We start from the raw sequence: 13,624 nt of genomic DNA on the forward strand, positions 1-13,624 counted from the left end.
GAGGTCAATTAACTTATCGGCTCCATCAATCAAAGCATCCTTAATGCTCTGAGTTAGGATCATATCCAAATTAGAAGCATTGAAGCGGGTAATATCGCTAGCGCTAACAAAGTTAATTATTTGTTGTTGATCCCCGATTTGAATATTTTCATTGACGACTTGACGAGTACGATTAACTTCTATACCCAAATCCCCGGTAAATTCTAAATCATCCCCTAATTTGAGATTTGCTTTTCCACTTCCTTGGAGAGCGTAGCGACCACCATCTAACATTATCAATCCCAAGGTTCCATTGCTCAAACCACCAGCTAAACCATCGTCCAGACTTATGTTTGCTGATAAATTCTTACCTGCGGCTAATATAGCTCCGTCGGATTCTCTAATATTAAAGATAATATCGCCGCTCAAACTTGTTAAATCAGCAATATTTAAGTTTATTCCCGTACCGCTAATTTGATTAGTACCTTTCTCAATCGTTTTACCACCAATTGTCACATCCTTGCTGGTTTGATTTGCACTCGCTGCAACATTACCCGTTAAAGTCAAACCATCGATACCAACTAGCGCAACATCACCCGACAACCCATAAGCAAAACTTCCCTTACCGTTCTCATCCTTGAGTAACTGTACTGCTCCATTGACGCTACTGAGTTTTACACCTACATCATCGCTTTCCTCAACTGTACCAGCACCAATTCCAATAAATGCGGATGCATCAGCAGTAGTTAAGTTAATTACTTGAGTACCCGAATCCGAACTTACATCAAAGCCAAAATTACCTTGAAGTCTTGCATAGTCAGAAATTGATAAAGTCAGGTCATCAAGCTGTAGACTTACCTTATCTTTATCCCCAGTTGCACTGACTTTACCCGAGAACTCGAATAAATCAATACCAGTTAAAGCTACATCAGCATCTTTGATTTCGTAATTATAGTTATTATTAGCATCTAAATTGAGTTTAAACTCACCATTGCTCAAACTTGCGCCAATATCATCAGTTTTCTCAGGAGTATCTAAGCCTATTCCGACAAAGGTAGAAACATCAGTAGCAGTAATATCAATCGCTCTACGACCATTGTCCGGTTCCCCAATATCAATCGCAAAATTACCCGAAGCATCTAAAATACCAGCAGCTTTGAGACTTGCAGAACCGGATACCGTAGTTAAATTAGCTTCTTGATTGGTAAAGCTAATAGGTAATACTTCCCCATTGCCCAAAGTAACGCTTTCATTGACAGCTTCACCCATGCGATTAATCCGCGCTTTCATCGCACCTTCTAAGGTTAAACTCGGAATTCCTGCCAAACTTGCGGTTCCACCAATTTCTACTGCATATTGAGTCGGTGCCGCGTTATTGTCCTTAACCGTATTGAGTACCATACCCAATTGACCGTTAGTCAACTTAACACCTAACTCATCATCAGTTTGATAGCCAGAACCAACAAAAGCATTAACCTCAGTCGCACCGATAACTAACTTAGAATCAGTTTGCTCAATACCAAAATTACCAGATACGGCTGCAATACCTTTAATATTTAAGTCAGCGTCACCAGCAACAGTAATAATATCTGGGGCTGCAAGGTTCAGTTGAATTTCTCCACCGGGAGTAGTAATTGTTTCGTTAACTACTTCGCCGGTACGGTTGACATTTACAGCTAAATTACCTTTAAGAGTTACATCGTCAACTCCAACTAAAGCAGCAGAACCATTACCTGTGAGAGCGTAGGTCATTTTCGCTTGCTCTGCTGCACTCAGTTTATGGTCAATGGTTTTGTAAAGTGCTAAACCAAGGTTGGTGTTATCAATTTTGATTCCAGTTTCTTCTGGTGTACCGTAACCAGTGCCGGTAAATGCGTAAGCGTTAGTTATTCCAGCTAGGAATTTGCTGGTTTCTAATTGTTGTTCGTCGTATTTGAGTGAAATATCTCGGAAGCTAACTTGACGACCAGTACTAATTGTATCGGTAGTTGCATTCGGGTCATTATTAGAAGCAATATTTCCAGCAGTTAAATTAACTTGGATTCCTAAATCCTTACTGAGTCTTGCTTGTAGTTGTAGCGCTTGCTGTTGACGCTTTTGTGCAATATCGTTATTAGCTGCAAAATCGATTCCTGCTCTGACAAAGCTATGGTTTCCAATTCCACCAGGAGAGGTTAAGTCGATAACAGTTCCACCAGAAGTTGCTGCTAACTGTAGAGTATTTCCTCTGTTGGAAACTATATAATAGGTTTCACCCGAAGTTAAACCACCAATTGCTTGAGTATTATTACTGCGATATTCAACTGCTTCCCCAGCTTTTAAATCAACAGAACCAGAGAAAATAATCGAATCGGATTCGACATCAACTTTAATATTGTTGGTGGGAGTAAATACAACTGGATTACCTAAAACTTGGGTAGTAGCAGGTAATTCAACAGCACCAAAACTCCAAGTTGGCATAATTCGGAAGTCACTACCAGACCTACCTCTTGATAGGACAGGTTTTCCGATATCAATAAAGTTGGAATTTGCTAAATCTTCTTTAGAAGAAGCAAACTGTAAACTACCATTATTAGCAACTTTGACGTAGTAAATATATTGTTGTGCTGGTCCGTAAACTTGTGGTCTGGTGTCATAAGCTCTTGCTTCTAATCCAGCAATTGGAGAAGCAGGATAAGCCGCTGAGGGGTCAAGTTGTAGCATTACCTGCTGTCCGGTAACTAAACCATGGTCGTAACCAAGCTTGATTGATGTATTGCTGGAGAAATTAATTTTAGAAGGACGTTGGAAAGTTAAATGAGCGCGATCGCCATTTGACTCTTCAATTAAGGTCATCACGTGCAAACCACTACCAACACTAGTTAAGTCGAGGATTTCCGAGCTTCTAGTAGTAGTTAATTTAATTTCTGTATCGCTGATTTTAACGACTTTGTAGGGATGTACATCTTGTTTAGTTAGCAGAGAGTCAAGGGTTCCACCTACCGCTTGACCTCTACGTGGTCTGTAATATTGAACTTCATCACCAGTTTGTAAATTATGATTGCTGGGGAAAATAATTGTATTATCAACAATATTTATTCCACCAGTTGCGCTGGCTGCATTAGAAGTAGTAGTAGTTACAGAGCGTAATTTATGTTGGCCAATACTATCTGCGGTTAAATCTACAACTGCACTACCGTCAAGATGACGTAATTTAACAGTCGTAGAATTAACAACTTGCACTGTGTAATCTTGACCATTTCTAAGTCCACCAATTGCTCGATTATTTCCAGCGTCGTAACGGACTCTACTAATGTTAGTAAATTCCTGAGGATTACTAAAGATAATTAGTTCGTTTTGAGTATCAACTTTAATTGAATTGGTTGCAGTAAACTCAATCACTTCTCGTAATTGATGGATACCGTCACTAGCACTAGTTAAATCAATTATTTCACTATTGGATGTACTAGTTAATTGAATAGTTTTATCATCAATAACAGTGACAAAATATTCTTTATCATCAACTAATCCACCAATTGTATTACTATCAATAGAGGAGTAAACAACCTTTTGACCGTTGACAAAGTTGTGGGGTTTATCAAGAATTAAACGGTCGCGTTGGATATCAACTCTATCTTCATTAAAGGCAAAACCATCTACAGTCGCATTAATTGAATTAATTGTCGAATTTTCTGCTTCTAAACGTATTTTTTCTGCTTTTAACTTGGAAAGTAATTGTTGATATAAACTTTCTCCAATATTGATTTGATATTTATCTAGATTTTGGTCGCTGTCGTCAAGATTAGAAATTTGATTAATTGCTCCAGGAGTTTGACCATTAAACCACTCCATCGAGAACTTACCACCAAAGGCTATATTCCCTGCAACGTTTGCATCAACCAAACCTTCTACTCGCAACTGGTCTTTTTGCTCTTCAGAAAAGACAACTTCAGTATTACTACCGTCACCCAAGTCAATTATTTCGTTGACAGAAGCACCAGTACGGTTAATTCTAACTGCTAATTCTCCTTCTAAAGTTAAATCATCAACTCCGACTAGTCCAGCTTTTCCATCAGCAATTAAAGCATAATTTTCGTTACTATTTTGACCGTCTTGGTAAATAACTAATCCTAAATTACCTTCACTTAATTTAATACCAGATTCTTGATCAGTTCCACCACCAACTCCAACGAATGCTTGAATATCTTTTGCAGCAATTTTTAATGGTTCTGTTGCATTTTCTGCTGGTGTGTAAGCTAAACCATTTCCTTTGATGTAGCCAACGTCTTTTAAACCAATTTCAAAGTCGCCAGTCTTTACATTTGCACTGCTTTTATTTCCGGTGACGTTAACTTGATTTGCAGCTAAAGTTAATCCGTCAATTCCTACAAAACCAGCAGAAGCATTGTTAATTGTGTAATTGTAATTGCTATTGTTTTCTACGGTGACGTTAATATCAGCATTACTAACAGATAATCCAATATCATCAGCAACATCTGAGGTATTCGCTCCGTAACCAACCAAAGCAGAAGCATTTGCTGCACTAATTACAATTGGTTTACCGTCTTCAATATCTAAGGAAAGAGCATCACCATTAACTCCAACAATGTTGGCTAAACCAATTTCAAATTCTGCTGTTGTCAACGCTAATTTGTTTGCGTTACCTGTCGCGTTGAGTTGATCAATATCAAGATTTAATCCTGTAATTCCATAGGATTTTGCTTTAGCATTTTCTAGTTTGTAACTATAGGTTTTATCTGCTTTTAATTCAATATCCAGGTCAGCATTAGTTATTTCTAAACCTATATCATCGCTTCTTTCTGGTGTTGCTAAACCATAGCCAGCAAAAGCTCCTATGTTTTTACCTTGGAAAGTAATATTTTTCTCTATACCTTCTGATTCAATTACAAAGTCAACTGATTCACCGCTGAGTTTAATTGAATTTCCTAAAACTAACTCTGCATTAACTAAGTTCAAATTCAAATTATCATTGTCACCGAATGCACTTACAGAATCGACAGATAGTTCTAATCCGTTAATCCCGCGAGTTTGAACTTGAGCATTATTTAAATAGTAGTTGAAAGTTTTATCTTTACTGAGCAACAAGTCAAAGTCGGCATTTTCAATTACAAGTCCTATATCATCGTTGATATCTGAAGTTTGGGAACCGTAACCAGCGAATGCTCCTAAATTTTTACCGCTAAAGGAAACAGTTTTACCCTGACCCGTTCCTTCTATTGCAAAGTTTAACTGAGAACCATTTAATTGAATTACGTTATCAATTCCTAAGATTGCGTCGGTTAATTGCAAATTAAATTTATTTGTTTTACTATCACCAGTTGCATCAATTCTTGCAGCAGATAATGTTAATCCATTAATTCCTCTAGCTTCAACTTTGGCGTTTTTGATGCTGTAATTGTAGCTTTGGTCATCATTTAAGAATAATTCTATTTCTGCATCTGCGATTGCCAAACCAACATCATCACTTATGTCTGAAGTATCAGAACCATAGCCAAAAAATGCGGAGATTCCCGTACCAGAAAAACTAACATTTCGACGGGAATCAACTTCTTTAACTACAAATTCTAAAGAAGTAGCGCTAAAGTTAACAATATCTTTGAGTCCAACTTCTGCATTATTCAGTTGTAAAGTAGCAGTCGAGTTATCACCAGTAGCGCTGATAGAGCCAGTTTGTAGAGTTACACCATTTATGCCAACTAAGCCAGCATTTCCACTAGTAAAACTATAGTTGTAAGTGTTATCCGAATTGAAAGTAAGGTCAAGGTCAACACCAGCGAGCGATAAACCGATATCATCTGTAGAATCTTCAGTAAACGCACCTTCACCAACAAAAAGGTTGCTATTTTTTGTGGAGAAGATAACTTCTTTTCCATTTGCTGTTTGCTCTACGCTGAAAAAGAACGAATCCCCACCGAGATAAGCAACATTACCTAACCCTAATTCAAAAGCACCAGAAGTGACTGTAGTTTTATCTTTGTTACCCGAAACGCTGATTTGTTGAGCATCTACAATCAACCCTTCAATACCGCGAACACTCGCTGATGCATCGTCAAGACTGTAGGTATATGTATCATCTGAACCTACTTTTAAATCAAGGGTTGCACCGCTAATTGCCAGTCCAACATCATTGTTAATATTACCGTCATCTGCACCATAACCAGCAAATGCAAATAAATTCTTACCGCTAAAGCTGATTCCACTCGTATTCTTAATAAAGGTTAAATCTTCACCAGAAATTTTCGCATTATTACCAACAGTTAAATCAAATTCACTAATACCAACATTGGTATTGTTAATATCTCCCGATGCAGAAACTCCGTTTGCATTTAGCGTTAATCCGGCAACACCAACTAAGGAAGCATTAGCATTAGTTAGGTTGTAATCATAAGTCTTATCGCTGTTGAGAATAACGCTTAATCCCGCACCTGAAAGAGATAAACCTTGGTCATCACTTGTATCGGTTGTACTAACTCCGTTTCCTACGAATGTTGAGATATTACTACCACTGAAGCTAATTTGGCTAGCATCTTTGGTGAAGGTTAAGTTATCACCGCTAATTGCAGCGTGATCACCAGCAGCAAAATTGAACTGACTAATCGCAACATTAGTATTGGTAATATCACCTGATGCGCTGACTCCATTAGCACTCAGCGTTAATCCATCTACACCAACTAAGGAAGCATTAGCATTTTGCAGGTTGTAATTATAAGTCTTATCACTGTTGAGAATAACACTTAATCCTGCACCAGTTAATTTCAACCCTTGGTCATCATCACTTGTATCGGTTGTACTGACTCCGTTTCCGACGAATGCTGAGATATTACTACCAGAAAAGCTAATTTGGCTAGCATCTTTGGTGAAGGTGATTGCATTACCAGAGATTCTTGCATTGTTACCCGCAGCGAATTCAAAGGAATTAATATTGACATTGGTGCTGGTGTTATCACCCGATGCGCTGACTCCATTCGCATCAAGAACTAAACCATCTACACCAACTAAGGAAGCATTAGCATTTTGCAGATTGTAATTATAAGTCTTATCGGATTTGAGAATAACACTTAATCCTGCACCAGTTAATTTCAACCCTTGGTCATCATCACTTGTATCGGTTGTACTGACTCCGTTTCCGACGAATGCTGAGATATTACTACCAGAAAAGCTAATTTGGCTAGCATCTTTGGTGAAGGTGATTGCATTACCAGAGATTCTTGCATTGTTACCCGCAGCGAATTCAAAGGAATTAATATTGACATTGGTGCTGGTGTTATCACCCGATGCGCTGACTCCTTTTGCATCAAGAACTAAACCATCAATACCAACCAGTGCAGCATTAGCATTAGTTAGGTTGTAATTATAAGTCTTATCGGATTTGAGGTTGACGCTTAATCCTGCACCAGTTAATTTCAACCCTTGGTCATCATCACTTATATCGGTTGTGCTAACTCCGTTTCCGACGAATGCTGAGATATCATTACCAGAAAAGCTAATTTGACTAGCATCTTTGGTGAAGGTGATTGCATTACCAGAAATTCTTGCATTGTTACCAGCAGCGAATTCAAAGGAATTAATATTGACATTGGTGCTGGTGTTATCACCCGATGCGCTGACTCCTTTTGCATCAAGAACTAATCCATCTACACCAACCAGTGCAGCATTAGCATTAGTTAAGTTGTAATTATAAGTCTTATCTGGCTTTAATTCCAAATTCAAATCAGCATTGCTAATTGCTAAACCAACATCATCACTTGTGTCTAAAGTATCAGAACCATAGCCAACAAATGCTGAGATATCTTGACCGGAGAAGGTAATATTTTTACCAGTTGCAGTCTTCTCAAAGACAAATTTTAATTCAGAACCACTTAAGCTAAGTCCGTCTGCTAATCCTAAAGTGGCATTTCCTAAGTTTAAGTTGAACTTGTTACCAGTGCTGTCTCCACTTGCACTGATTGTGGAAGCAGATACTTGGAGAGCATCAATACCTACAATCGCTGCTTGTTCTACATCGGTCAAGTTGTAGCTGTAGGAATTATCAGCATTTACGCTCAGGTCAAAATTAGCGTTGGTTATACTTAATCCAATATCATCGGTTGTTGTATCTGTATCCGCACCGTAACCTGCAAATGCGGATATATTGCTACCAGTGATATCTAATTGATCGTTTTCTTGTTTAAATGTGAAATCTCCTTCTAGTGATGCTAATCCAGCAATATAAAGACTTGCATTACCACTGATTTGCGTTAGCTCGGTAGCTTGGTCAAATTTGAGATTTATTGCTCCACCGGGAGTGGTTATTGTTTCGTTTACAGTATTCCCAGTACGATTAAGTTGAACTGATAAGTTGCCTTGTAAATCTAGACCATCAATTCCTACTAAAGCCGCAGAACCTTCTCCTGTGAGAGCATAAGCCATTTTAGTTTGCTCTGCTGCACTCAGGTTATGGTCAATGGTCTTGTAAAGTGCTAAACCAAGGTTGGTATTAGAAATTTTGATTCCGGTTTCCGATGCTGTACCAAAACCATTGCCAGTAAAGGCGTAAGCGTTGGTAATACCTGCCAAGAATTTTGTAGTTTCTAATTGCTGTTCGTCGTAGGTAACAGTAATATCGCGGAAGCTGACCTGACGACCAGTATCAATTATATTGGTTGTCGCATCGGGGTCATTGTTGGAGTCAATCCATTGACGAAGATACCGATTTGGTGTTTGGTGATGCAAACCAAAATACAATTAGTGTCAGCGATATTGATATTAATGATGGTTCGGGTGAGTTAGAAGTTAATATTGGTGTTACTAAAGGTTTATTGACGCTCAAACAAACAACGGGTTTAACTTTCTCTCAAGGTGATGGTACAACCGATGCAACTATGATATTTAAAGGTACAGTTGCTGACGTTAATAGTGCTTTACAAGGTTTAATTTACCGAGGTAATCAAGATGATAATGGTGAAGATACTTTAACCATTACTACTAATGATTTGGGTAATACGGGTGAAGGTGGAGCCTTAACAAAACAAGATTCTGTAAATATCAAAATTAATGCTGTAAATGACGCTCCGATTAACACAATAGTAGATACTCAAAGCATTGATGAAGACACAGATTTAATTTTTAGTAGTAATAATCAAAATGCAATTACTATAGGTGATGTTGATGTTAATGAAGGTACGGGAGAATTAGAAGTTACTCTTGCTGTTACTCAAGGAATACTAACTCTACAACAAACAGCAGGATTGACTTTTGCTGACGATAATGTCAACGGTAAACCTCAAATTCAGCTTAAAGGTAAAATTGCAGATATCAATCAAGCTTTAGAAGGTTTGGTTTATCGAGGAAGTGAGAATTACAACGGTAGCGATACTTTAACTATTACTACCAATGATTTAGGAAATAACGGTTCCGGTGGAAATCAAGTAGCTACTGATACTATTGCACTTACCGTTAACCCCGTCAATGACCCTCCTGTTACTACAGATGTCCCCAGCGAACAAACCGTTGATGAAGACACCAGTTTAACTTTTAGCACCCAAAATCAAAACGCGATCGCAATTTCTGATGTGGATGTAGATGGTAATGAAAATCAAGCTGTCACAGCGATTCAGGTAACTCTTGCTGTTACTCAAGGACAAGTTACTTTAAGTGACACCACTGGTTTAACTTTCGAGACTGGAAATGAAAATGGAAACGGAACTGTAATTTTCAGCGGTAGTGTTGAGAATATCAACAAAGCTCTTGATGGTTTAACTTACCAAGGAACTCAAGATTTCAACGGTGAAGATACATTAACTATCAGCGTCAACGATCAAAGTAACGGTGGTAGTGGTGGAGAATTATTCCAACTAGATACCGTTAAAATCAACGTTGCTGCTGTCAATGACGAACCTGTAAATACGATACCAAAGCTGCAAACTATTCAAGAAGATAGCGATTTAATTTTCAACGCTGAGAATGGTAATAATATCAGTATTAATGATATTGATATTATCGACGGTAACGGTGAAATAGAAGTTAACTTGATGGTAACTCAAGGTATATTAACTTTAGAAGAAACCACAGGATTAACATTTGCTGATGGAAGCAGTAACAGCAGTACTACAATTAAAGTTACGGGTAAAATAGCTGATATTAACCAAGCATTGACTGGTTTAAAATATCGCTCCAATGAAAATTATCATGGAAAAGATACTTTAACTGTAACTACCAGCGATAAAGGTAATATTGGTGATGGTGATGCTTTATTAGACACCGATATTATTGATATTGTTGTTACTCCCGTTAACGATGCTCCTGTAAATAAAATACCACTAGCACAAGAAGTTGACGAAAATAAACAGTTAATTTTCAACCAGCAGCAAGGTAATGCAATTAGCGTCAGCGATATCGATGCTGAGGAAGGTACAGGAGAGCTAGAAGTTAACCTGAGTGTAAGTCAAGGTGTTTTAAGCTTGGGAGATTTAACCGGATTAAGTTTCCAAGCTGGAGATGGTGAAGCTGACACCACAATGACTTTTACAGGGAAAATTACAGATATTAACAATGCCCTTGAAGGTCTAAATTATCAAGGTAATGAAGATTTTAGCGGACAGGATTCTTTAAGTATTACCACTAACGATAATGGTAATTTTGGTGGCGAAGCTCAAACCGATCGAGACATCATTGAAATTAGCGTTCTACCCGACACAGATTTAGATGGAATTATTGACTCAACTGAAGAAAAAATCAAACAAGAAATTATTAACAAAAATCCAAATAATAACGATTTAATTAAGTTAGCTGAAAAAGCTGCTGAAGATGCAGGAGTTGTGGCTTTATTTGGAGATGTTGCACAAACGAAACCAATTGTTATCAGTATTGATGAAGATGACCAAAAACGACTCGCTGGAGATTCCCTAGATCAAGCATTAATTATAAAAGAGGTCAAAACTCAATCTTTTAATAATGTTGTTGGAAATGCAATTGCTGCTTTTGATTCCACAGTTCAGAAAAAATCTTCTTTGCAAAACATCACCGCAGCTTCCGATATTATCAACTTTGAAATTGCCACAAATCCCAATATTACAGAAGCGGATTTACAAGAGCAAATCAAAGCAGGTATCAAGGAAAAACCTGTAAGAGTTGAAATCAAATTACCCGATGATGTCGCTGTAAATACGATTCTCAGACGTAAAGCAGATGGTACTCTCTATGATTTTCGCCGCTCGTCAAATCCTCAACGCGGTCAATCAGAATATGATATGTTAACAGGTGCGGTATTGCAAGACCGAAACCTTGATGGAAAAGCAGATTGGGCTGTAGTGTATCTTCAAGATGGAGAATGGGGTGACGAAGATGATTTAGCAAACGGTGAAATTGGTAATTCTTTAGTCGCTGCTAATTTGGATTTTGGAACCACTAAAATCGAAGTTCGTTCCAGCAATGATGGTTTAAACTTCCGTGGAAACAGCAGTCACGTCCAATTTTCCCTTAATAGCTTCGCTGGAGTTGAAGCTTCCGAAGTCGGAATAGCTAGAGTAACTTTCGACGAAGACGGACAAATTGCTAAAGTTAACGGTAAAGCAGTTACAAGCATCGAGGAAGCGAAACAAGCGATTATTCGACACGGAGAAACGCTATTTAACAGCTTGAGAAAACAGGATAGAAATCCCGATATCGGAACACAAACCCGTACCCTCAACTTTGAGGAAGGGGAACAAGCTGTATTTTTCGTGATTGAATCCGGAACAAAAGACGAACTGTTATTTAAGGGTTTAGATTTTCAAGCAGTCAAATTCTCCCTTCCCAGTCTTAACGATGGTGCTGCAATTATGACAGCAAGCAGTGACGAAAGTGGACAAAACGCTAATCTATCCTTAGCAGGATTATTTGATATTAGCGCCAAAGTTTTGAGTACTGAAGAAGTCAAATCCCAAGTTAAATTATTAGCAGTTGAGCAAAGTCAAACTATTACTCAAACCACCGACGGATTAATTGATTTGCAGTCTTCCGGTGCTTTCGACGGAAAACAAGTGTCAATGAAATTTTCCGTTCAAAGAGAAGCAGCAAATAACAACTCCGCTTACTTTTATCAAGTTGATGATGCAAACGGTTCAATCTTAGATACAGTTACGGGTATGTTAATTGACCCCACAGCCGATTTAACCGAAGAGAAAAGACAGCGTTATCTCGAACTTGCAACCACCGAACGTCTTGTCAAAGAAGCTGAATTTAAAGCTTCAAACCTTCAAACTACAGAAGTTGACATCAACCTTGCAGGAGGAGAATATTACGCATCATTGCTGGTATCCGACGGCACCATAGAAAGCATCAATAACGACTTTAGCCGCGTTCTAACATCCTATGTGGGTATCAATAGCGACCGAGTAGACCACGTTCGCAGCCTCGGTAACAATACATTTGGCTTTGAAGACACGATCGGTGGAGGAGACAGAGATTACAACGACATGATTCTTTCAATTCAACAAGTTGAGATTTTAGCTTAAATAGCACTTACGCTTTCCCCATACAAAGCCATCAAATATTAACCAGAGCCGGACTTTCAAGTTATTTGAATAGTCCGGCTTTTTATGAAAATTTTTATTGGTATTAGTTGTAGGACTTACACACGGGTAACGTAACTATAGTCATTGCGACGCAAGGAAGCAATCCCATCGCTTGGAAAATCGTGGCGAGTGCGTAAGTCCTGAGTTGATTGGATTAATTTTGATAGGTTCAAACGTGATACCATACTTTGACGCAATTTGATATTCTAATTCGTTAAAAGTCCATCTATCTTTAGAGCGTAACCACCCAATTATTTCGGCACGTTGCTGTGTATCTAAAAATCCTTTACTCCCTTTATATGCCAGCTTTAAACCTTCTACTCCATCCTGAAAAAATGCTTTGTTCCATTTACTAATGAATCCCGAAGAAACTCTTAAAATCGGCATTATTTCTTGATGTTTGTATCCACATAGCACCATTTTTACTGCTATCGCTCGCGTAATTTCCAGTTGATCTCGGCTATTCTTGATAAAATCTTCCAGTGACTGAATCCACATCGATACACCCTATACACTGATTTAAATAAATACTAATCACTTTTTCAGTATTTTCTCATGAATGACTCAGGATTGCTATATCAACAATTTCAACTAATTTTGTCTAAGTTCTTAGCTTCAACTGGGGAGCATACTACCATTGGAAACTGCAAAATATTGCAGTGAAGCTGAACGTTTGAAACATTATTAACAATCCCCCTAATGGTGGATCTCTTTCATCAACAAGAATAATTTCCTGTAACAAACATTCTATACCTCGCCATTTTTTAATCGCTCTCTCAAGTTGATCAGAACCTATTACAAAGTTAAAATTCTCTTTATAGAACCCATTTGACATCTACTAAAAGGCTGCAAGCCTTTTAACCATCAACCGAATAAAGCAAAGGTTAATTTTAGCAGTAGCATTAGTTAGATTTCTCTCAAAGTTCTTGACGAGGATTTTACATCTTTCCATCCAAGAATTTGACCGCTCAATCACCCACCTGGCTGTGACCGGGATAAAGCCAGATTTACCGTGGATTTTTTTATCTTGTTTCGACGGTTTCGGTGAAAGTTCAAACTTGATTTTTGTCATTATCTGCGGATAAACCCTCTCTAACTTTTCTCTAAGATGA

General features: G+C 38.1%; 2 protein-coding genes and 2 pseudogenes (1 of these 4 cut by a window edge). 1 reads left to right on the forward strand and 3 read right to left on the reverse strand.

Annotated elements, in window-relative coordinates:
- On the reverse strand, positions 1–8,691 hold the beginning of the coding sequence (locus ACM03V_RS26185) for a hypothetical protein (RefSeq protein ID WP_414623732.1). Its footprint begins 20,946 nt before the window's first position; the window shows 8,691 of its 29,637 coding nt (coding positions 1–8,691); it begins with the start codon at positions 8,689–8,691; the stop codon falls past the left edge of the window.
- Between ACM03V_RS26185 and ACM03V_RS26190 the strand changes: the two genes are divergently transcribed.
- A complete protein-coding gene (locus tag ACM03V_RS26190; protein ID WP_414623733.1) occupies positions 8,622–12,452 on the forward strand; it encodes a DUF4114 domain-containing protein in 3,831 nt (1,276 codons plus the stop codon). The two genes, ACM03V_RS26185 and ACM03V_RS26190, sit on opposite strands and share 70 nt — an antisense overlap.
- A 228-nt stretch (positions 12,453–12,680) precedes the next feature.
- On the opposite strand, the pseudogene ACM03V_RS26195 reads toward ACM03V_RS26190, so the two are convergent.
- Positions 12,681–13,004, reverse strand: a pseudogene (locus ACM03V_RS26195) (helix-turn-helix domain-containing protein); the annotation flags it as partial.
- 346 nt (positions 13,005–13,350) lie between these two features.
- Positions 13,351–13,624: pseudogene (locus ACM03V_RS26200) on the reverse strand (IS5/IS1182 family transposase); the annotation flags it as partial.

This window comes from Calothrix sp. CCY 0018 (assembly GCF_963920925.1).
Classification (GTDB): Bacteria; Cyanobacteriota; Cyanobacteriia; order Cyanobacteriales; family Nostocaceae; genus Rivularia.